General features: G+C 65.4%; 14 protein-coding genes. 7 read left to right on the top strand and 7 right to left on the bottom strand.

The genetic code is table 11. From position 1 onward, the window contains the following. Nucleotides 1-367 precede the first annotated feature (367 nt). Entirely contained in the window at nt 368-1,858 is a 1,491-nt protein-coding gene (locus ACW2Q0_RS28720; RefSeq protein WP_457194048.1) for an FtsW/RodA/SpoVE family cell cycle protein, read from the bottom strand. Between the two features lie 364 nt (nt 1,859-2,222). Here ACW2Q0_RS28720 and ACW2Q0_RS28715 point away from each other — a divergent pair, with 364 nt between their 5' ends. Next, nucleotides 2,223-2,777, top strand: coding sequence for a hemerythrin domain-containing protein (locus ACW2Q0_RS28715; RefSeq protein ID WP_457194047.1), 555 nt, complete (start codon nt 2,223-2,225; stop codon nt 2,775-2,777). A gap of 269 nt (nt 2,778-3,046) precedes the next feature. Here ACW2Q0_RS28715 and ACW2Q0_RS28710 read toward each other — a convergent pair whose 3' ends face one another. The 3 genes from ACW2Q0_RS28710 to ACW2Q0_RS28700 all read right to left on the bottom strand — a co-directional run bounded on the left by ACW2Q0_RS28710 (nt 3,047) and on the right by ACW2Q0_RS28700 (nt 7,621). Next, nucleotides 3,047-4,666, bottom strand: coding sequence for a phospholipase C (locus ACW2Q0_RS28710; RefSeq protein WP_457194046.1), 1,620 nt, complete (start codon nt 4,664-4,666; stop codon nt 3,047-3,049). A 415-nt stretch (nt 4,667-5,081) separates the two neighbouring features. Beyond that, on the bottom strand, nt 5,082-6,446 hold the full coding sequence (locus ACW2Q0_RS28705) for a flavin monoamine oxidase family protein (protein ID WP_457194045.1): 1,365 nt from the start codon (nt 6,444-6,446) through the stop codon (nt 5,082-5,084). A gap of 185 nt (nt 6,447-6,631) precedes the next feature. Beyond that, nucleotides 6,632-7,621 carry a hypothetical protein gene (locus ACW2Q0_RS28700; protein WP_457194044.1) on the bottom strand — a complete coding sequence of 330 codons (990 nt, stop codon included), beginning with the start codon at nt 7,619-7,621 and terminating at the stop codon, nt 6,632-6,634. Between the two features lie 457 nt (nt 7,622-8,078). On the opposite strand from ACW2Q0_RS28700, the gene ACW2Q0_RS28695 reads away from it, so the two are divergent. Next, nucleotides 8,079-9,029 carry a DUF5996 family protein gene (locus ACW2Q0_RS28695; RefSeq protein ID WP_457194050.1) on the top strand — a complete coding sequence of 317 codons (951 nt, stop codon included), beginning with the start codon at nt 8,079-8,081 and terminating at the stop codon, nt 9,027-9,029. Nucleotides 9,030-9,102: 73 nt separating this feature from the next. Here ACW2Q0_RS28695 and ACW2Q0_RS28690 read toward each other — a convergent pair whose 3' ends face one another. Next, a complete protein-coding gene (locus ACW2Q0_RS28690; RefSeq protein ID WP_457194043.1) occupies nt 9,103-9,513 on the bottom strand; it encodes a hypothetical protein in 411 nt (136 codons plus the stop codon). A gap of 309 nt (nt 9,514-9,822) precedes the next feature. Between ACW2Q0_RS28690 and ACW2Q0_RS28685 the strand changes: the two genes are divergently transcribed. Then, nucleotides 9,823-10,353, top strand: a complete 531-nt coding sequence (locus ACW2Q0_RS28685; protein WP_457194042.1) for a DUF3376 domain-containing protein — start codon at nt 9,823-9,825, stop codon at nt 10,351-10,353. A gap of 49 nt (nt 10,354-10,402) precedes the next feature. Here ACW2Q0_RS28685 and ACW2Q0_RS28680 read toward each other — a convergent pair whose 3' ends face one another. Then, nucleotides 10,403-11,830, bottom strand: coding sequence for a CYTH and CHAD domain-containing protein (locus ACW2Q0_RS28680; protein ID WP_457194041.1), 1,428 nt, complete (start codon nt 11,828-11,830; stop codon nt 10,403-10,405). Nucleotides 11,831-12,214: 384 nt separating this feature from the next. On the opposite strand from ACW2Q0_RS28680, the gene ACW2Q0_RS28675 reads away from it, so the two are divergent. From ACW2Q0_RS28675 to ACW2Q0_RS28665, 3 genes are read left to right on the top strand one after another with little or no spacing between them, the layout of a single operon-like run. Then, a complete protein-coding gene (locus tag ACW2Q0_RS28675; RefSeq protein WP_457194040.1) occupies nt 12,215-13,354 on the top strand; it encodes an ABC transporter substrate-binding protein in 1,140 nt (379 codons plus the stop codon). After that, the gene (locus ACW2Q0_RS28670; RefSeq protein ID WP_457194039.1) at nt 13,351-15,171 is read left to right on the top strand and encodes a hypothetical protein; all 1,821 of its coding nucleotides are present in this window, start codon (nt 13,351-13,353) and stop codon (nt 15,169-15,171) included. Before ACW2Q0_RS28675 ends, ACW2Q0_RS28670 begins: the two co-directional genes overlap by 4 nt. Beyond that, nucleotides 15,168-16,799: a tetratricopeptide repeat protein gene (locus ACW2Q0_RS28665; RefSeq protein WP_457194038.1), complete on the top strand. Its 1,632-nt coding sequence runs from the start codon at nt 15,168-15,170 to the stop codon at nt 16,797-16,799. Before ACW2Q0_RS28670 ends, ACW2Q0_RS28665 begins: the two co-directional genes overlap by 4 nt. Nucleotides 16,800-16,804: 5 nt before the next feature. On the opposite strand, the gene ACW2Q0_RS28660 is transcribed toward ACW2Q0_RS28665, so the two are convergent. Beyond that, entirely contained in the window at nt 16,805-16,945 is a 141-nt protein-coding gene (locus tag ACW2Q0_RS28660; RefSeq protein ID WP_457194037.1) for a hypothetical protein, read from the bottom strand. Between the two features lie 339 nt (nt 16,946-17,284). On the opposite strand from ACW2Q0_RS28660, the gene ACW2Q0_RS28655 reads away from it, so the two are divergent. After that, nucleotides 17,285-22,744 carry an ATP-binding protein gene (locus ACW2Q0_RS28655; protein WP_457194036.1) on the top strand — a complete coding sequence of 1,820 codons (5,460 nt, stop codon included), beginning with the start codon at nt 17,285-17,287 and terminating at the stop codon, nt 22,742-22,744. Nucleotides 22,745-22,912: the final 168 nt, after the last annotated feature.

Below are 22,912 nucleotides of genomic sequence, written 5' to 3'. Positions count from 1 at the left end.
GACCTTGGTGTGGCGCCGGGGATGCACACCTGGATCGCCGAGCAGGCATGGACCGCTCGACGTCTTGTCGAGAACAACCCACGTGAGCTCACCGTGGACTCGCTCGCGGCAATCACGGCCGCTGCGCACGCGGGGGATATATCGATTCTCGATGATTACCTGCGCTGAGGACACGGGGGGAGAAGTGGAGCGGTGGTGGCTCGCTGTCACCGAAGATGGTGGCCCGAGCCATGATCGGTGGACTGGTCGCAACCAGCGCCGGACGATCCCGAACGCCGTCATCGGCTGACTCGGCGGGGCGCGGAGAACTCATCGGCGTCACGGCGAAACACCAGCGGCCTTTCCCGGCGGGATCGGCCGGGAGCAGTTACCGCGGCTTGCGGCCGATGAGTGCGGTGGTGGCATCGGCGATGGGGGCGAGCGCTGGTGGCGTGGTGTCGGCGAGTTCGGTGCGGGCCCGGTGCGAGATCCGGATCAGTAGGGCGATGCTGATGTAGTTGGCCAGCAGTGAGGAGCCACCATAGGACATGAAGGGGGTGGTGATGCCGGTCAGCGGGATCAGTTTGGTGACCCCGCCCACCACCACGAACATCTGCCAGCCGATCGCGAAGGCCAGGCCGCCGGCGAGCAGTGTGCCGAACGAATCGCGAACGGTCAGTGCCGCTTTGAAGCCGCGCATGGTGAGTATCAGAAATACCATGATGACCGCGGTCAGCCCGATGAGGCCGAGTTCTTCACCGATGGTGGAGATCATGAAGTCGGTCTTGGCGAACGGTACGTCCTGGGGGCGACCAGCCCCCAGGCCGTCGCCGCCCAGCCCGCCGGTGGCCATGCCGAACAGTGCTTGGGAGATCTGATAGCCATTGCCGAAGTAGCTGGCGAACGGGTCCTGCCACACTGCGACACGCACCCGAACATGTGCGAACAGGTGGTAGGCGATCGTGCAGCCGATCGCGAACATGATTATCCCGATGAGCAGCCAGGAAACCCGGTTCGTCGCGATATAGATCATGGCCAGCACGGTGCCGAATACCAGTAGCGAGAACCCGAGGTTCTTCTCCACCACCAACACCAGCACCGCGATACCGGTCACGACCAGCAGCGGGGCCAGGTGACGTGGTTTCGGAATCGTCAAGCCCCACACTCGGGTCCCAGCGGCGGCGAACAGTTCACGGTTGGCCACCAGGAACGCGGCGACGAAGATCAGCAACGCCACCTTCGCGAACTCACCGGGCTGTACCGAGAAGCCGTGCAACCGAATCCAGCTCTTGCCACCGTTGACCTCGCTGATACTGCTCGGCAATACCGCAGGGATCATGAGCAGTACCACTCCGGCCAGCCCGAATGTGTAGCCGTACCGTGACAACGTGCGATGGTCGCGTACCGAGATCACGACGGCCGCGAACAACGCGATACTCACGATCGTCCAGATCAACTGATGAGCAACATCCGGCGTCGGGACCGGTTCACCATCGGCGACCGCGCGTGCCGCCTCCGCGTGATCGAGCCGATCGATCAGCACCAACCCCAGCCCATTGAGCAATGCCACGCACGGCAGGATCAACGGATCCGCGCCACTGGCCCAACGGCGCACCACCAGGTGCGCCGCCGCCATCACAGCCGCGAATATCACCAAGTCCCGCGGCATATGCTCTTCGATACCCGAATCCGTGCCGATCGCCATCAAACACCACGCCGCCGCAGTGATCACCAACGCGAACGTCAACAGCCGCAGCTCCGCTCGCCGCGGACGGCCGGGTCCATAACTCCTGCCGACAGTGGGAAGCCCAGTCCCGTCGGGTACAGCGATCACATCGACCAGTATCCACGCGACACATACCAAGACCCACGGCTGCATTACAACCGTCGCATTGCATGCGTGCGCATCAATTATCGCGGGGAGCATTCCGCCGCGGTCGCGCAGGGCGAAGATTTATTGCCTGATATCCACCCCCAGCAATGTTGGGGGCGGAGGGCGCAGGACACGGACTGTTCATGAGCGATCCAGACCGCGACAACCGCGAAATCCTGGACTTCATCGCAACCCTGCTCGAGCCACTGCCGGACTGGACCAGCTGAGGGACTTCCCACCACAGCAGAGCGCGCGACTTGTGGCTGTCGCGTGGAGGTGGCAAATGCCGCACGGGCGGGTTTGCCCGTGGCGCGCTGGTCGGCCTTCGGAGGAAGATGAGTAGTACCCCGCTGCAGAAATGAGGTGCACGATGGGAAAGCTGGATCAGAATGTGATCGATCTGCTGACCGCCCAGCATGAGCAGATCCGGCGCCTGCTCGACAAGCTGAAATCGGGCCAGGACGATAAGCGGGAACTATTCACCGAACTGGTGCGGCTGCTCGCCGTGCACGAAGCCGCCGAGGAGCAGGTCGTGCACTCGGTGGCGCGGCGCGCGTCCTTCGGTGCCGACGACATCATCAGACCCAGATTGGCCGAGGAGAACGCGGTGAAGGGCGCGCTGGCCGAACTGTACAGCATGGGCGTCGACCATCCCGATTTCGATGCGAAGCTCGCCGAGTTCGCCGATAAGGTCACCGAACACGCCGCACACGAGGAGACCGAGGAATTCCCCTTCCTGCGCAAACAGTTCTCGGTGAACCAGCTCGAGCGTTGGGCGGGCATGGTGCGCGCTGCCGAAAAGCTCGCCCCGACCCGACCGCATCCGCATGGGGGCGAGACCGGCTTGGCGAACCTCGTGACGAGCCCGCCGCTGGCCGTATTCGACCGGGCCCGGGATGCCCTGCGCGATATGCGCTCACACTGAAACTATTACTGACAGCATCTGGATCCCTGTGGCCCGGTACGAGGCGATCAGGCGAAGACGGACGTTGTGGATGTCCGGGCAGTGATGGCACATAACGGGCAACCGACCCGCGTCCGCCGCCGGATCCCGTCGAGGAGTTGCCGTTCGGTCCGCCAAGGCGGACGGCCCGACTTCTTGCCGCCAGGTAGCATCGGCGCCAACCGCGCCCACGAACCGCCCGGTCTGTTCCGCTTTCGCGGACGGGACCGGGCGGCTCGGTGCTATCGGGTTCAGTTCGCGTTGCCGGACTTCGGGTCGAGTGTCAGCGTCGGCCGTGCCGTCGCCTTGAAGTCGAACATCGCATCGAGCACGCCGGCGCGCTCGTCGTAGGAGTCGTCGCCGATCCGCCCGGTCTTCCAGTTGTCCTCGATGAACCGCAGAATCGAGGTCTGGTCGGTCAGGGTGTGATCGACGAAGTTCGCCTTGGCGTAGGGCGAGATCACCAGCAGCGGCAGGCGCGGACCATAGCCGCAGCGGCCTTGGTACTTGGCAGGTTTGCCGGTCGCGTCACCGCAGGCGCCGGCCCCGGTGAGCGCGTCCTCCGCGGAACCGGAGGACATAACGATCGGCGAGGACTTGTGGTCGTACCAGCCGTCGGAGTCGTCGTAGGCGATGACGACCGCGGTATCTTTCCATTCCGGCAGCTTCTGCAGGTGGTTGATGCTTTCCACGAGGAACTGCTGCTCGTCCAGCGGATCCGAATAGGCGGCGTGACCGTCCTGGTAACCCGATGCCTTCAGGTAGCTCACCGCTGGCAGGTGACCCGCGTCGGCGGCGGCCCAGAAGTCCGACAGGTCGTACTGGTGGTTGGCCTGATCGGTCTGGCCGATCTTGTCCACCGAAGTCGGTGGCAGGTGATGCGGGTTCGCCGTCGACGGGTAGTACTGGAACGGCTCGTGGTGCGGAATGTAGTCGGCCTTGGTGTCGAACGCCTTGTCACCGGTCTTACCGGTGCCGCCGAGCGCGACGCCGACGTTGTGCGTGGCGCCGCAGACAGCCTTACCGTCCTTGGTCTCGGTCGGTTTGAACCCGCCCTGGAAGAAGCCCCAGCTGATGTTCTTCTTGTTGAGCAGGTCGCCGATGTTCGTGCCGCTCATCTGGATCTGATCGTGGGACGAGCAATCGTCGCCGAACGGCTGCGGGTCGTCGATGACGGTGCCCTGGTTGTTGCCGGCGTTGTCGACCACGTAGTGCTCCGGGAACGGCTTACCGTCCGGCATGAATTCCTTTGTCACACCGTGGGTCTGGCCGGACACCAGGTTGATCGCGCCGGGCGCCGACGGGCCGAAGGTGGTGTTGTAGGAGTTATCGCTCATCGAGAAGTGCTGAGCGTAGTTCCACAGCGCTGTCACCGAATTGCCGTCGTAGTAGTCCATCACCAGGCCGGGCGCGCCGAAGGTCGGCGGCTTGCAGGCGGCGACCTCGGTGTGCTCGACGAACTGGTCCATCTTGCCGCCGTCGAATGCGGCCTGCTCGTCCTTGTACTCATGGTCCTGGTCGCAGGTCACCTGCTGGTTCGGGCCACCGAGCCGGGTCGGCTGGAACTTGTTCGGGTTGTGCGACAACAGATCCGGGGTGAGCCCGTCAACCTTCGGGGTATCCGGCGTGGCGGTGAACTTCGAGCCGTCGGTGTTCGCCGCGTTCGGGTAGGTGCCGAAATAGTGATCGAAGGAGACGTTCTCCTGGAAGATCACCACCACATGCTTGATCGGTGTCGCGGTGTCGGTGTCGGGTGCGGACACCTTGTCCGACGAGCTGGAACACGATGTGGCGGCGAGCGTCAGCAGCGCGGCGATCGCGGCGGCACCGCGACTTCGTCGGCCGAGACGGCGGCGTGCCGAGGCGGACATGGAACCTCCTGGTCGATCCGGATCGCGGCGAGCGATCGGGTGGCGGCGGTCGACCCTGACCGCACCGATCGTGACCATCTCAGTGCGTGCCGCACAGTGGTGTGCGCGAAAGTGAATGGAAATCGAAACTCCGGTGAATCAAGGATCTGCCCTCGAACAATCCGCCTCGAAGACACCCAGACCGTCGCGATCTAGGACGTCGACGACGGGTGTCAATGCTCGAAGTCGACTGCACGGATGTTCGAAATACCCGAGATTGCGACGTCAGCTGCTGCGGCGATCAGTGCCCGGCGATGAGTGGGCAGCGGCGTCGGCATCCGGGGATCGAGCACCGCGAGACCTACCTCGCTGCCGCGGGGTGAGCTGGTGGGTGGTACGAAATCGAACGGCCGGGCGTGGTGATCGTTTCTCATCCTCAGACCACGGTGGCGGTCTCGCATTCGAGCACTTCACTTGCCGCCCGTTCGCCCGAGCGGACGGCTCCGTCGACCCAACCGCACATCACCGCAGAGCTCTCGGTTCCGGCCCAGTGGATGCGGCCGCACGGTTCACGCAGAGCATGGCCGAACTGGGTGAGAACACCGGTGGGTGCGTGACTGAGCATCCCGCCGCCGGAGTAGCGCTCGAGAGTCCAGTTGTGCTCGATGTAGTCGACAGGGGAGCCGGCTTTGTCGCCGAACCGCTCGACCAGCGCACCGAGTACCGTCTTCTTTCGGTCGGCCTCGTCGAGTTGTCCGACCTGCCGCGCGATGGGTCCCTCGATGATGACACACAGGATGCCGGGTCGCCCGGTATCGGTGCAGGCATCGATGGTGATGGTCGCAGGTGACCCCGGTGCGGCCGATTGCCCGGTCAATCCGTCGCGCCGCCAGAACGGTTCGTCGTACACGGCGGCAATCTTGATGATCGAGCCGCTCGGCATCCGCTGATGCAGGAACGATCGATCGACCGGCAGCATGGGCTCGTACAGAATGTGACTCGCGATGGCCAGGGGAACCGCCACGACCGCCCGACGTGCGCGCACCGCCAACTCTTGCGTGCGCACCGTGACGCCGGTGGTGTCCTGCTCTATCCGACGAACCGGCTGCGACAGCAGGACCGAGTCGCCGATCTCGGCCGCCATCGGCCGATAGATCGCACCCATACCGCCGACCGGCCGAGCATCTTGCGCGCCGTCTTTGACACCGAGGACGAAGTTCGGTCCTCCCGCCGATGCCATCTGGTACAGCACGAACAGTAGCGACACCTCCGATGCGGCCGAGGTGTAGCAGCCGGCGACGGCGGTCTCGAGTAGATCATGGGCGGGTCTGGAAAGTACGTTGTCATCCAGCCACTGCGCGAGGCTGAGCTGGTCCAATCTGGCGGCCCGCTTCGATGCCCACGGCGCGTCGAGACTAACCGACTTGCACATATGTCCCAGCTCGACTAGCGCCGCACCGAGATTCAACGACGCCCAGGGGCTCATCGTCCACGGAATCGTGCCCGTATAGCGGTGCTGCTTGCCGTCGACCACCATGATGGCCTCACCATCGGTGTACTGCTGGTAGCTCGGTACCCCGAACTCGTCCATCAGTGCGCGGATCCGATCCTGCCCCGGTCCTACCCATGCGCCGCCGCGATCAATCCACGACTGGTCGGTACGCATTTCGGTGAACGTGCGCCCGCCCAGCCGGTCGCGGGCTTCCAGCACCGCCACCGATCGACCTGCCTGTTTCAGCCGCAAAGCGGCCGTCAATCCCGCGAAGCCTGCGCCGATCACGCAATAGTCGACATCTGTCATGGCGAGCTGTCCTCGTATCGCAGTTCTGCGCACGGTCGCCGTACGACCCGCGCACGATCGCAGCACCCCCGACACAACGGGTGCACATCGCCTTCGATCAGGTAGACGCGTCGAATATTCGGCAATCCTATAGCAAATTACAAGGCGGAATAGGCCGGTAGGCCGATCCGATTCGAAAGCTCATGTCAACGGTTCGGCGTGAACGGTTCGGTGCCGAGCACCAAACGCAGACCCGAGATACCGGAATGCGCTCGGGCGTAGGCCAATTCGTGGCTGATGTCACCGACTTTGTTGACGATGGGAAGCGAAATGACCAGCGTTGACAAAGTGCCGAGCGCATAGCCATCGTGGTCGAGGAAGGCGCTGCCGCTGTCGCCCGGGATGCCGGGGATGGGCGCGACAAATGTGTGGGTCCAGCCACCGGCAGTAGCATCATCGATCTTGCTTTCGCAGACCTGAGGGGACAGGCTGGCGATCCCGCCACGCAGAATGGAGTTCCAGTAGCTGTAGAGGTGGTCGCCGGCATTCGTTCCGCTGGTGTTGATGCCGACCGGGCCGCCCCAGTGCGGCAGGCTCGGATTGACTGCGCCGGCGTCCTCCGGCGCGAGCCTCACCAGCGCCAAGTCGTTGTAGGCGCAGGTATTGCTGTCCTTCTCGCCGATTTCCTGCATGGTCAGCCAGCTGCTGTATGCGAGCTGACCGGCGGCGGGAGTCGCCACGCCGGAAACCGGCGAGCCGTTGCGAATGAAATTCACGTCGGTGCCCAGGGGAAAGCTACCGGCGGTGCAACCATCGGTATCGGTGACCTGTCCCGTGGTGGCGCAGTGGGCCGCCTGGCCGATGTACACATGGCCGGTGTCATCGACGAAGACGTAGTTCGCCGTGCATTGGACCGCGCCAAGGGTATAGGTCTGTATCCCGGGGGTGATCGCGGCGGAGTCAGCGGGTGCCCATTGATGTCCGGCCTGGTTGGCGGGAACGGTCGTCCCGTAGCCGGCGCCGAAGGTCAACGCCGGCCGTTGCGGCGACGCGGGCGTCGAAGCCCAAGCATGGCTGTCTGCTGTGCTGTCGGTGCCGGGCTGGCTGTCACAGCCGGCGGCCAGGTACGTGCCGGTCGCGGCAAGGACGCAGGTCACCGGAATGGCGAACGCGCGGCGAAAACTGGACAGCGGCATGGATGGTCTCCTAATGATTGTGAGGTTGACGATCTAGCGCCGGGGTGCGGCCGCGGACAGCAAAGCGCCGAGCGCGATGACCTCGCCTAGCGATTGCCATCCGGTCTCCTGCTCACCTGGCGTGCTTGGTCGGCCGATGTCGGCCTTGCACAAACTTGTGGCGATGCTCGAAACGATTTCGGGGCCCGGCGGGAGGCTGCCGCTCAAAACCCGATGACCAGCTGATCTGAACCCTATTCGTTTGCCATGACGGAGTGGTCGGTTATTGCCCGGAAGCCGATCAGACGTTGAGTGAAAGCCCGCTAATTCTCAGCATAAGACCAGCTGAACCGGCTCGGCGCAATAGCATTGCGACGCTCCTCGCCGCGGCGATTACGGGGTTCGCCGTTACGAGGCGCTGGTGCCCGGTCGACTGGTGATCGACAATAGGACGGTGGCAGGTGAGGCGTTTTCCGATATCGAAGCGTGGCCGCGGTTACGGCTGGACGACTGGACTCCCACCCGCGATACCTTGCACATGTGGACCCAGATCGTCGGCAAGATCCGCCTCCGGCACGCTCCACTGCTCAACCATTGGTGGCAGGTGACCTTCTATGTGAGCCCCCGAGGGTTGACCACCTCGACAATCCCGTACCGGACCGGAGCCTTCGACATCGAGTTCGACTTCGTCGATCACCAACTGATCATCCGCACCACCACCGCCCGCGTCCTGCGGATACCGCTGCAACCCGAGTCGGTGGCCGAATTCTATGCGCAGGTCTTGCACGCTCTGGATCAGCTCGGCATCGTCACCCGGATCCAGCCCCATCCCAACGAGGTCGCCCCGGCGATCCCGTTCGCCGAGGACGAGCAGCACCGCTCCTACGACCATCACGCGGCCACGTTGTTCTGGCGCCAACTGGTGCAGGCCAATCGTGTACTCGGCGAATTTCGCTCGTACTTCGTGGGGAAAGTGAGCCCCGTTCACTTTTTCTGGGGCGCCATGGACCTGGCCTGCACCCGTTTCTCCGGTCGACCCGCGCCCGAACATCCCGGCGGCGCACCCAATTGCGGCGACTGGGTGATGGTCGAAGGTTACTCTCGAGAACTGAGCAGCTGCGGTTTCTGGCCGGGCGGCGGCGAGGAAGGCGCCTTCTACTGCTACGCCTATCCGGAACCAGACGGTTTCGCCGACTATCCGGTGGCCCCGGCCCAGGCGTCCTACCATCGCGACAAGGGCGAGTTCGTCCTTCCCTACGAGGTGGTGCGCACCGCCGAGAGCCCCGACCACACGCTGCTGGGCTTTCTGCAGAGCACCTACGAGGCCGCCGCCGAACGTGGCGGCTGGGACCGCGGGCTGCTCGAGGACGACCCGGACCGGTGGGCTCGGCAGCAAGCGAAGACCCGAACCGCAGGAAGCGTGGGCTGATCCGTTGGCGCGCACTGCGGTTCGGCGCGGACAGGTTCGGCTCGGATGCGAATACGCCTGTGGCGAGGCAGCGCTACGCGAGGGAGACCACCTTGGCCTGCCCGGAGACGACAGTGTCGTCTCGATCGACCAACGCGACTCGCACTTGCACTGTCTGCCCTGCCGACAACGGTGCGTTCTGACCAGCGGCTCCGACGAGGATGATCACGGTTGTGTGTTGGGCTCCGTCGCATGTGACGGCATTCTGTGTGCCGCTGGCCGAGGGACGGTCAGCTTGGGGATCGCCCACCATCGCCTTGATGGCGGTCACCGCGGCCGAGGCATCGCAGCTGTAGTCGACCCCTATATTGGCCGGGCCGACGCCGGTGACGTCGATGGTGTTGGCGGCGAGAGCGGGACCGGCGGCCGATGACAGGGTCAGCCCCATCGCCCCGAAGACGGTCACAATGAGGGCGGGACGTCGGTTTTTCCGGATAGTCGTCATAGATCTTCGTCCTCCTGCGTAGGCGGAAGTAGATCGCGGAACACAATCAGAAGACACCACGGCGCTCAGTGCGCCGTACTCCATGTTCCCTTACCGCCATCTCGCGCGTGGCCAGTTCGCGACCGACAGCAGTCAACGGTCCTACGAATGCGATCGTTCGAATAAGGGCTCGGACGAATCCACCGGACGCGACCGGGCCGGAACAAGTTTTCGTTCCGATTCGAGTAGTGCGGTACGCATGTGCTGTATCCATGTCGTAGTTACGGTGACGTCATTACCGTTGTCGGGGAACTATGAGGGGAGACCTCTATGTCCCAGCGTGCCGAACTCCGGATCGCACTCATCTGCTATGGCGGTGTGTCTCTCGCGATATATGCATGGCATTACCAAGGAATTGCACAAATTGGTCCGCGCGTCGCGTGCCCTCGAACAGATTTTGGATGGCGACGATCCGAATGCCCGCAATCCGTTTATCGACGTCGCGGGCCAACGACGATCGGATACCGAAGCCGTATACTTCGACGCGCTCCGGCAGATGGCCAGCCCAAACTCGAAGGCGTGAAGCTGCGTCATTTCTGGGCTTTTCTCGATGCGGCATCCAGGGAGAACGATTACCTGTGGGGGCGTCTCGACGCGGCCGAACTGATACTGCGCACTCTCGATGACACAGTCCCGGAAGATGGCCGGCCGGCAATCGGTCACCTACGCGATGCTTTGTCTGCGGTCTTGGCCAACGAAACCGATCTCAGCCGGATCCAGGAATTGACCACCTATCTCGGACAGCAGATTTATTCCAGGCTGAACACGACGGCCGCGCTCGAAGTCGATGATGCGCGATGATTAGTGCGTCCAGGCGAGCTGTGCGGATTCCGTGTTTTCGTCACAACCACTACCTGTTCGTGGTGATTGTGGAGACCTTATGCCGGGCAGCGTCGGCGGCGTGCATTTCGTTTGCGTACAGCAATCCGTAGGTGAAGCCGTTCTCGCCACCCGCTGTGCCCGCGGTCGTCGCGGTGCGCCATAGGAATTGTGACGATACGATGCCGTCGTTGTAGTCGCCGAGCACGCGTTGAATCTTCTTGTAGTACTTGATGTTCGACGTAGCTTGCTTGCGTTTTCCCGCGGGCTCGAGTAGCTCGGCGGCGTAGCGGGCTCGTTTGGCGGCTTTGCGGGCGCGGTGCAATGACGCGTGTCGTCCGTCGTGCAGGGCGATCGTGAGCCGGTGATCGGCTTTGCGCGCGGCTTTGCGAGCCTGTTTCGCGAGTGCACGTTTGCGAAGTCGCCTGCTCATCGGTGGGTGCGATTGCCAGGCCTGCAGGTTCGCGAGCAGCTTCAGATAGCGAGTCGATTCCATGGCGTCGGTGAGTGTGTTGCGGCTGGTCACCTGTTGAGCCAGGAGCGTCGCGTCGATGCGCGCGGTGATCGGGCCGAGGACGAGTTCGGGCGGCAGTTCGTGCACCTGGTCGGCCAGCCGGCGCCGCTGGACGTGGCATTCGCGTACATCGCCGAGTAATGTTGCGTACCACTTCAATTCGCCCTCGACGGCACCGATGGCGGTGCCTTCCAACAGCTTTCCGAATACGCGCAGGGTGCTACGCAGGCGCCGCGTCGCGACGCGGGTGTCGTGGATCGGATCGCTGCCGCGGCGCAAAGCGACGTCACCGGCGAAGATCGTATCGATCTGGGCGGTCATATATTCACCAATGGCGCGCTCCGCCGTAGTGTGTGTGACCGGACCGGCCTGCGCGGGCAGCACGTGAGACAGCTTGGAGGGGTACTGCGACCTGCGTGCGCCCGCCTTGGCGAGGCTGTCCACCAGCACTGCGGGCACCGCGTCGGTCCGTGGGCCGAGTTCGACCTCGATCTCGCGCCAAGCTACAGAACTTCCATCGGCCGGTGTCGAGTCGACGATGTCATCGTCGACTTCGAGTATCAATTCGCCGTCCGGCCCGAGTACGCGGTGGCGATGACGCAGGGTGTGAATCGTCGTGACCGCGTGCAGTTGTTTACCCAGCGCCGCGCCGGTCACTACCTCGACGAACTCGGGCGGCAACTCCTCCGAGAGCGGGGCATGCAATTCGGTGCGACCGATCGGATGGGGAACTTTCAGCTGCCAACCGGACTCATCGGCGCCTTCGCGGCGGCGCAGGGTGAGATCGTGAGCGAGCAGATCCAGCTCGGACGTGTCGAAATATGTACTGGTCAATTCGACCGACGTACGTTCGGTATGACTGCCCGAGACGAGGTCATCCAATGCCGGGAGAGAAAAGACCTCGTCGACCTCCCATTTGCTTTCGCGTTCCAGTACTTCCTCCATATATCGGGTCTTCCCGGTCCGCGCCACCCGAAACAGCTGGTTGTCATGCTGGCAACGGTGCTGATCGCCACGTCGTGGTCGGACGCTCGAGGCGCAATCCGGCAATCGAAGACGGCGGCTGTCCCGATGGTTCTCATCGCTGCCCCGCGCGGCCGGGCGGCGCCTCATGGCACCATCGAGGCAATATGGTTAGCTGTCGTTCGGACACCATCACTGCTCTGTTGGGGGAGCATGGCGACGAGAAGAGCTTTACTGCAAGCGGGTTTGGTGCTGCCGCTGTCCGGGTGTGCGCCGCAGCTGCTATGGGGCGATTCGGCATCGATCCGGATCGGAGTGTCGTGGAGTGGGGCCGAGCTCGCGGCCTTTCGGAAGGTGCTGGCGCCGATGCCCTTTGCGCGATCGGTGGATGTGATTCCGATGGGCGACGAGATCGGTACCGCGTTCAGTGCGGGCGGGAAGTCGGCACCGGATATCGTGCTACTACCGCAGGCCGGGCAGGTTCGCGCACTCGTCGAGGACGGCAAGCTCCGGCCGGTCCCGGATGCGCTGTGGACCGACGACCAAGGGCCGCGCTATTCCGAGGTATGGCGACAGTTGTTGCACCACAACGGAAAACCGTACGGTGTGCCGTTCAAGGCCGCGGACAAGTCGCTGGTCTGGTACGACCGGCAGAGCGTCGACAAGTATCGCCTCGGCGACCCCGCCGATTGGACGATCGCGGATTGGGTCGATCGGATCGAGGTGCTTGCGAGCACACCGATCCGTCTGCTCGCCCTCGCTGCGGCGGACGGCTGGGTACTGACCGATACCTTCGAGAATGTGCTGCGCGCCGAATCTCCGCGCACCTACGACGATTTGACGACCACCACGCAAGAACGTGTCTGGGACCGGCCCGCCGTGCGTGCCACATTCGGACATCTCGCGGCGCTGTGGGGTCGACGGCATGCCATCGCGGGCGGTGTCGCGGTGGCGTTGACCCGTCAGTTCCCGGATGCTGTTCGAGACGTGTTCGAGCGTGGCCTCGCCGCCATGGTGATCGCACCGGATTTCGCCGAACCCGTTGTGCGCGACAGCCTTCGAGCCTCGGGTCGGCGGCCGGAGGAGGTGGTCGGTATCGCACCGTTCCCGGTTACCGGCCTCGGGGGTGAACGGCCGCGGATTGTGGGTGGCGATGTCATCGTGGTGACCAAATACGCCGGGTCGCGCGCGGACGAGGTGGTGGCGGCGCTCGCCGCGCCCGAGGCACCACTGCCGTGGATTCAGGGCGACGGCGGTTTCATCGCTGCGAATACTCGGACCACCGTGCGCTATTCGGCATTGCTGGATCCGATCGCGCGTTCGCAGAGCCCCTGGAGCGCGTTCGATCTGTCCGATCAACTGGGAGCCGTGGGCGGGCGCAATGGCTTGTGGCGCGTTCTGACCGATTTCCTGATCGCGATAGGTGACAACGCGACCGAGCCGCCGGATGCGGCGATCGCGCGCGCGATCGCCGCACTGGACGGATTCGAGCGGAGCCGCCGATGACGGGTGTCGCCGACTTCCGTGCCAACGGATTGCGCATCGAGCTCGCGACTCGCCGGATGCGCGGCCCACTGATACCGGGCGGGCGGCCCCATCACTGGCTCGGCTGGGCTGGTTTGCTGGCGGTCGGATTGATCGCGATGCTGCTGGTGGCGCCGACGGTGTGGACCGTGGCGATCGCGGTGTCCGCGCGTCCGCGGATCGTAGTCTCCTGCACGCTTATCGCCTGCGGTGCCGTCGCCTTCACCCTGCTCCGCGGGCGTGGCTCACCGAGCGGGGCGCGCCTGTCGGTGCTCGGGGCTTGCGCCGTGCTTATCGCGGTCGGGATTTGGTTGCTCGCCGACGCCCTGGCCGACGACGGACGATGGGCGTATCTGCTGACCTTGCTGTGGATCGCATTCGGTCTGGTCCTGCTGCTCGTCGCCGTCGGCATCGCCTGGCTGACACGCGATTCGCGCCGGTTGTGGGCGCCGCTGATCGTGCCGTTCGGTATCTCGGCGTTCGTCTCGGGTGTCGCCTTCCGGATAATCTTCCAACATCTCGGCGCGTGGTTCGGCATCGAAAGTGTTGGCGGGTACCGGATCTGGTTCGCGCTGATGCTCGGTTCGGCGTTTCTGTGGACATGGCTGGGCTTTCTGACCGGCTTGCTGCGCGCCGATATCCGGGCCATCGAGGCGGATCCGGTCCGGTCGGGCTATCTGCACGGGCAAGGCAAGCGTTTTCCGCTGCTGCGTCTACTGGAGTTGGTGCGACCGATTCTGCTGATCCTCGGATTGGTCATCGGGGTGGCCGCGGCCAGGGTCTTCGATGTGGTGCTGATCGGGGTACCCGGTTCGATGCAGTACCAGCTCGACAGTGCGACCGTGCAGTGGTGGCGGTTGGCCACCGACGGTGATCTCGGCGCGGGTGTCGCCGCGGCATACGCGCTGCCGTTGGCGGTACTGGTCGGGTTCGTGGCCTGGCTGCCGCGGACCGGAGTGCGCCGGCAGCACGGCGGCCGGACCCCTGCGGCGGTTTCGCCGCCGGTGGATGCCAGTCGCCGTATGGGGCCGGTTCGGGCGATCGGGACCGCGGTGGTGTCGCTGTTCGCGGTGGTGCCGATCCTGGTTCTTATCGTCGTTTGTATGAACGGCCCCAAGGGATTCGGGCTCTCCGCGCTGACCGGCATGTGGAACGACGAATCTTTCCGTGCGGCATGGCAGACGACGTTGCTGGTGGCCGGGTTGGCGACGATCGTCGTGGTGGCGGCCGCGCTCCCGGTGGCGCACCGACTGGCCGCAGGGCGCCAGGAGGGTATGGTCTCGCGGATCGCGGTGGTATCCCTGGTCGTTCTTTCGGTGCTGCCCGCGCAGAGCTACCTCGGTTCCCTCGACGCGTTCATCGACGCGTTCCACCTGTCCGGCACCAGGATTCCGTTGATCTTCGTGCACGCCGCCGCGGGATTGCCGATCGCGATCCTGATCCTGCGCGGTGCGATGCTGGCCCCGCCGGACAGTCCGGCCGACGCGGCGCTGCACGGCCTGGCCAGTCCGGGCGCTGTGACACGGCGGCTGCTGACATCGGCGGGCCCCGCCGTGGTCGCGGTCGCGGTACTGGAATTCATCCAGGTGTGGAACGACTTCTTCATCGGGCTGATGATGAACGGCGCGGGCGCCAGTCCCTGGTCGCTGCTGCTGTGGGGTGAGGCACGGCAATTCAATGAGAACGCCGCGGAACTGGCGGCCGGGTCCCTGCTGTCGGCCGTGCTGCCTGTGCTGCTGTTGCTCACCACGTGGCGGCGCTGGCTGGTACCGGGATTGACCGGCGGGACGCTGTCGTGACGGCGCCACGCGGATACGAAGCGCCGCAACAGATCACGCCGCGCTCATCGATCTGGGAGGGCGTGCTCGGCACCGCGGAGGTCGTCGCGTGGGCACTGGTACTCGAACTCGGCCGCAATATCGTGGTCAATTCTCTCGGTGATAACGATGTCGTCAAGGTGATCGGCGGGTTGTTGCGTGGGCTCGCGATCGTCGCGGTGCTCGGCGCCGGTGCGTACGTGGCTTATCGACGCATCGACAGCTTTCGCGAACGAGTGCGCGCCGAAAGGGAACTCGACCTGATCGCCGAACTCGTCGAGCCCGGTGAGCCGGTACGCTTCATCGACACCAGAGGCCGTCCGGATCCGCTCCGACAGCTTTCCGAACACGATTGCGACCCCGTTCTCGCGGCACTGCGCGATCTGCCGGTTCAGGAATTCGAGACAGCCGCTCTGCTCGCGGTGCTGTCGGCCACCCTCGAGGCGCCGACCCGATTGCCCGAAGGGACCACGCATGACGGGCGCACCGCGACCCTGTTGCTGGCCGACCTCGAGATGCGCGGGATCGTCGGCTATCTCGGTGCCGACCGATATTGCCTGCGCGAAGCTCCGCGGCTGCCACTCGCAGCGGAGGTCGTGCGCGGACCGCACTGGCAGGCGGCGCTGCCCGCGCTGTTGCACCACTACGCGGACCGGGCCAACCGTTGGGCGATCGCCTTGGAAACGGTTCGCTTCGCCAAGGGCGCGCGACGCTGGTTCGAAGCGGAAGAAGAATATCTGCGCGCGCTGTTCCCGACTCCGGCGACACGGCTGCCGACGGCGGCGGTACACGAACTCGCCAGAATCGCGGACGCCCTCGACGTCTGGTATGCCCGGAAGGGCCTACCCGAGAATGCCGATGGCGTGGCGCAAGCGCTGTGCGAACTTACCGGTCCCGACGATTTCCCGCTGCGTAGCGAGCTGGCCGCGCTCCGGGCGGGCCGCCTTCGCCGACGGCCGCCGAAATATCGGCCGCGCACGCTGTCCACCAGTCTGTCGGCGCGCTGGTCGCACTACACCGCGCTGCATCGGCTCAACACCGCGCCGCCGAGTCCGGCTGTGCTGTCCGAGTCGGCCGAGCAACTGGAAGCTGCCTGGTGGTTGCTGCCGCGCGCGGATCTGGCCGGAGTGGTGTGCGCGTTGATCAACCTGGCCGTCGTCCACTTACATCAGGGCCGGTTGGACGCCGCCCAGGATCGCCTGGAATTGGCCGAATCCTTGACCCGTGACGGGCGTGACCCCGACGGCCGCGCCCAAACCCGCGAAATACTCGGCGTCCTCTGGTGGACCCGCGGTGAACCTCGCCGGGCCCTTCGGCACTGGCAACGCGCCCTCACCGCGTACCGCGCGCTCGATGACGATCTCGGCATCGGCCGCTGTCTGCAGCATCTCGGATCGGCGGTGATCCTCGCCCCCGAACTCGGCGGTCTGTTACTGGGCAACGACCCACCGCTCACCCGTGCGGAAGTACTCCGGCAGGCGGGTGGCTGGCTGGCCGCCGCCCGCCGTCTGCACCCTGATGCTCTGCATGCCGAACACTATGCGCGCCAAGTCGGCTCGACACTGCACACCGTGGATCGCTGGCCGCTGGCCGCCCCGGATGCGCAATAGCCGTATTACCGTCGCGTGGAACGGTTGGTGTCGTGGCAGCGGCGATGTCGGTCGGCCAGGTGGTTGATCAGCGTTGAGGTCGGGTGTGTCTCGCCGGCGAGGATCGCCTCGCCCGCGACCTCGCGTACATCGAGAATGTCGGCCACCAGATCACCTCCGACACTGCGCTCGCGAGAACGAGAGAAATGTTGCAGGTCAACGCATTCGGAGCCGGTTGGTCGCGAATCGACGCTCCCGCTCGTCAGATTGTGTTGATCGACACGTAACTCGACCGTGACCGATCACGGGTACGGTACTGGAAGCCGTCCGGCCGGGGAATTCCGTCACTAATGTCATAGGCATATAGGAAGAAATTTCCCTAATACGCGCGGGTAACCACCTGACGCTGTGTACTTGCACGTGATCGAGGTGCAGACTGCGCGGGACCGGCAGTCGCAAACCGTCGCCCGACCGGGCCAGTGTTGTGGAGTGGAAGGAGTTGGCGCGTGTTCAGCCGCATTGCCATCGTGAACCGGGGAGAGGCCGCAATGCGGCTCATCCATGCAGTCCGAGATCTGGCCGCGGAGACCGGGCGGACGATCGAAACCGTCGCGTTGCACACCGATGTCGATCGGAACGCGACATTCGTGCGCGAGGCCGATATCGCCTATGACCTGGGTCCGGCATCCGCGCGCCCGTATCTGGATCTGAAGGCGCTCGAGCGCGCCTTGATGACAACCAAGGCCGATGCCGCATGGGTCGGTTGGGGTTTCGTCGCCGAGGATCCGGCGTTCGCGGAACTCTGCGAGCAGATCGGTGTCACCTTCATCGGCCCCAGTCCGGAGGCCATGCGCAAGCTCGGTGACAAGATCGGCGCGAAGCTGATCGCGGAGGAAGTCGGCGTGCCGGTCGCGCCGTGGAGCCGCGGTTCGGTCGAAACTGTGGACGCGGCCCTCGCGGCCGCAGCCGAGATCGGCTATCCGTTGATGCTCAAGGCGACCGCCGGTGGCGGTGGCCGGGGTATCCGGGTGATTACGAACGAGGCCGAACTCGTCGATGCCTACGAGCGCACCCGTCAGGAGGCTGCGCGGGCATTCGGCAGTGGCGTAGTCTTCCTGGAACGGCTGGTGACCGGCGCCAGGCATGTCGAGGTCCAGGTGATCGCGGACGGGCAGGGCACCGCTTGGGCGCTCGGTGTCCGCGACTGCTCGGTGCAGCGGCGTAATCAGAAGGTCATCGAGGAGTCGGCCTCACCGGTACTGCGTCCCGAGCAGGCGGCCGAACTGAAGGCGTCGGCCGAACGGTTGGCGATCGCGGTCGAATATCGCGGCGCCGCGACTGTCGAGTTCCTGTACCACCCGGGCGACGAGCTGTTCGCATTCCTCGAGGTCAACACCCGCCTCCAGGTCGAACATCCGATCACCGAGTACACCACCGGTTTCGACCTGGTTCGGGCACAGCTGCTGGTGGCATCGGGTGGCAAGCTCGAGGGCGAACCTCCGGCCGAGCGTGGGCACGCGATCGAGGCCAGGCTCAACGCGGAGGATCCGGACCGCGACTTCGCACCAGCTCCGGGCCGCATCGCGCGGCTGGATTTGCCCGCCGGGCCCGGCATTCGAGTCGACACCGGCGTCAGCGAGGGCGATACCATTCCCGCCGACTTCGACTCGATGATCGCCAAGATCATCGCCTACGGTCGCGACCGCGACGAAGCGCTGGGCCGGCTGCGCCGGGCGGTGGCGCAGACCAGGGTCGTCATCGAGGGCGGCGCCACGAACAAGAGCTTCGTGCTCGACCTGCTGAACCAGCCCGAAGTGATCGACGCCAGCGCCGACACCGGCTGGATCGACCGTGTTCGGGCCGAGGGACGCCTCGTATCGCATCGCCACTCCGCGATCGCGGTGGCCGTGGCCGCCATCGATGCGTACGAAGAGGAAGAGCGCGGCGAGCGGCACCGGCTGCTGTCCACCGCGGCCGGCGGACGTCCGCAGGTGCAGCATGAGAGTGGTCGACCGCACGACCTCAAGTTGCGCGGTGTCGGCTACCGGGTGCGCGTCGCACGGATCGGTGCGCATCGGTTCCGTATCGGCATCGAGGCGGGCGGCGAAATGCGCGCCGCGGACGTCGATCTCGAGCGGTTCGACCGCCACACCGGGCAGATCGTGGTCAACGGCATCCGCTACCGCGTCATCACCGGCACGCACGGGCCGATCCATCTGGTCGATGTCGACGGCGTGACGCATCGGATCAGCCGTGATGAGGGCGGTGTCGTCCGTTCGCCCGCGCCCGCGCTGGTCGTTGCCACGCCGCTGACGGTCGGTGCCGAGGTCGAGGCGGGCGCGCCGGTCCTGGTGCTGGAGAGCATGAAGATGGAAACGGTGCTGCGCGCGCCGTTCCGGGCTCGATTGAAGGAATGCGCTGTTTCGGTTGGCACCCAGGTCGAGACGGGCGCGCCGCTGCTGCGGCTGGAACCGCTCGCCGAGGACGACGAGGCCACGGACGCCGCGGAGGTCGCGACGGTCGAGCTGGACCTGCCCGGCGAGCCGACACCGGACCGACCGCATGAGGGTACTGCCCGCAGCCTGCAGGACCTGCGCAGTTTGCTGCTGGGCTTCGACGTCGACCCGCACGACGAGCGCCGAGTGCTCGACCACTACCTCACGGTGCGCCGCGCGGCCATCGCGGACAACCGCCGGCCGCTCGCCGACGAAATCGAACTCGTGCAGGTGTTCGCCGACCTGTCCGAACTGAGCCACAACCGGTCCTGGGATGAGGACGGCGTCGAGGGTCACGTCCACAGCGCTCGCGAGTACTTCCACACCTACCTGCAGAGCCTCGACGTCGAGCGGGCCGGGCTGCCGGAGTCGTACCAGGCCAAGCTCTCGAAGGCGCTCGGGCATTACGGTGTCACCGAGCTGGATCGTTCCCCTGAGCTCGAAGCCGCGGTTTTCCGTATCTTCCTCGCCCAGCAACGGCCGTCCGATACCGTCACGGTCATCACCACCCTGCTGCGCGAGTGGCTGCGCGAGCCGGTGCCGGATCGCGCGCTGCGCGAACCGGTCGGTCTAGCGCTGGAGCGGCTGGTGGCCGCGACGCAGGTGCGCTTCCCGGTCATCGCCGACCTCGCCCGCGGCCTGGTGTATTCCTGGTTCGGCCAGCCGCTGCTGCGGCGCAACCGCGCCCGCGTCTACACCAACGTCCGAAAGCAGCTGAGCCACCTCGACGCGCATCCGGAAACGCCCGATCGCGCCGAGCGCATCTCCGAGATGGTGCGCAGCACCGAGCCGCTGGTGCGGCTGCTCGGTCAGCGGCTGGTGCGCGGCAGTGCGGACAACACCGCCATGCTCGAGGTGCTGACCCGCCGGTACTACGGAAACAAAGGTCTGACCGGTGTGCACACCCGGGAGGCCGGTGGGTGCACCTTCGTGATCGCCGAGCGCCGGGGTCTGAGCCTGGTATCGGCGGCGGTGAGTTTCGACGCGCTCGACACCGTGCTGCGCGGTCTCACCGAACTGGCGAGCGTGGCCGCGTCCATCGAGGTCGATATCTACCTGAGCTGGGAGAAGCAGCCGGAGGACTTCGACGCGATGGCGGCGGCGCTGCAGGAAGTACTCGGTGCGCGACCGTTGCCGAACCAGATCCACCGGATCACCGCCACCGTCGCGGGCAGCGGCGGTGCGGTCATGCACCATCACTTCACCTTCCGCCCGTCCGCCACCGGCATGGTGGAGGAGCGGCTGATCCGCGGTCTGCATCCGTACATCGCGGAGCGGATGCAGATGAAGCGGCTGCGCAAGTTCGACCTCACCCGGCTGCCGTCCTCGGACGAGGAGATCTACCTGTTCCGGTGCGTCGCGAAGGAGAACGCGTCCGACGAACGTCTCGTCGCGTTCGCGCAGGTGCGTGACCTCGCCGCGCTGCGTGAGCACGACGGCCGGCTGCTGGCGTTGCCGACCGCCGAGAGCACCATCGCCAGTTGCCTCGACTCGATTCGCCGCGCACAGTCGCAGCGGCCGTCGGCCAAGCGGTTCCACACCAACCGCATCGTGATGTACATCTGGCCGCCGGTCGAGATGACCCGCGCCGAACTGGAGATGATCGTCGAGCGGGTGCGGCCGACGACCGCGGGTGCCGGGCTGGAAGAGATCCTGCTCATCGCACGGCACCGGGACCCGAAGACCGGCGAGCTGATCAAGGTGGCGGTGCGCATCTCCTTCGACACCACCGGCACCGAGGTGATCATCGGTGAGCGATCCGACGAGGTGGTCGAGCCGCTCGACGAGTACCGGCAGAAGGTGCTGCGGGCCAGCAGCCGCAATACCGTCTACCCCTACGAGCTGACCGGTCTGCTCGGCGAGTTCGCCGAGTACGACCTCGACGCCGACCACACGCTCGTACCGGTCGACCGGCCCAAGGGACGCAATAAGGCCGCGATCGTCGCCGGTGTGGTCAACACGCCGACCGAGCAGTATCCGGACGGCATCACCAGGGTGGTGCTGCTCGGTGATCCGACGAAATCCCTCGGCGCGCTCTCGGAACCGGAGTGCCTTCGCGTGATCGCCGCGCTGGACCTGGCCGAACGGATGCAGGTGCCGCTGGAGTGGTACGCACTGTCCTCGGGCGCCCGGATCTCGATGCAGTCGGGTACCGAGAACATGGACTGGGTGGCGGCGGCGCTCAAGCGGATCGTCGAATTCACCCAGGACGGCGGCGAGATCAACATCGTGGTCTCGGGCATCAACGTCGGTGCGCAGCCGTACTGGAACGCCGAGGCCACCATGCTCATGCACACCAAGGGCATCCTGGTGATGACGCCGGACTCGGCGATGGTGCTGACCGGTAAGCAGGCGCTGGACTTCTCCGGTGGTGTGTCAGCCGAGGACAACTTCGGTATCGGCGGCTATGACCGGGTGATGGGCCCGAACGGTCAGGCGCAGTACTGGGCGCCGAACCTGCTCGCCGCGCGGGATGTGCTGATGTCGCACTACGACCACACCTACGTGGCGCCGGGTGAGCAGTCGCCTCGGCGGTCGGCCACCAGCGACCCGATCGATCGTGACGTCTCCGACTTCCCACACGTCGTGGCGGACAGCGACTTCACCACGGTCGGCGAGATATTCTCCGCCACCGCCAACCCGGACCGCAAGAAGCCATTCGACATCCGCACCGTGATGCGGGCGTTGGCCGACCAGGACCACCCGGTGCTGGAACGCTGGGCGGGGATGGCCGACGCCGACACCGCCGTGGTTCAGGATGCGCGGCTCGGCGGTATCGCGGTATGCCTGCTCGGCATCGAGTCCAGGGGCGTGCCGCGCCGCGGCTACCCGTCCACCGATGGCCCGGACACCTACACGGCAGGCACGTTGTTCCCGCTGTCGTCGAAGAAGGCCGCGCGGGCGATCAATGCGGCCAGCGGCAATCGGCCGCTCGTCGTGCTGGCGAATCTGTCGGGCTTCGACGGCTCGCCGGAATCGATGCGGAAGTTGCAGCTCGAGTACGGTGCCGAGATCGGCCGCGCGATCGTGAACTTCCAGGGCCCCATCGTGTTCTGCGTGATCTCGCGCTATCACGGTGGCGCTTTCGTGGTGTTCTCGAAGCTGCTCAACCCGAATATGACCGTGCTGGCGTTGGAAGGCTCGTTCGCTTCGGTGCTCGGTGGCGCTCCTGCGGCCGCGGTGGTGTTCTCCGGCGAGGTCGATGCCCGTACAGCGGCCGATCAGCGCGTGCGTGATCTCGAGGCTCGCGCCGCGAACGCGCTCGGCGCCGACCGTGCGGCACTGACTGCGGAACGTGACGAGATCCGGTCGTCGGTGCGCACGGAGAAGCTCGGTGAGGTCGCAGCGGAATTCGACCGCGTGCACAATATCCAGCGCGCCGTCGAGGTCGGTTCAGTCGACGCCATCATCCGCGCCGCCGAACTGCGCCCGCGCATTATCGAAGCCATCGAGGCCGGTCTGCCGGGCTGACTCTGATTGCTGAAAACTATCGGCCGTCTCGGGGCCATATGGGTCCCGGGACGGCCGATCGTCGTCGCCCCGCGTGCCTCGTAGCGGAGTACATTGAAGCTTGTCGCTGACAAGTGTCACTCGACGCCTCACAACGACGTGAGGGCTGAGGAAGCACTTCTCACAACG

This window comes from Nocardia citri (genome assembly GCF_054065835.1).
This window is presented reverse-complemented; position numbering and strand designations above follow the sequence as displayed.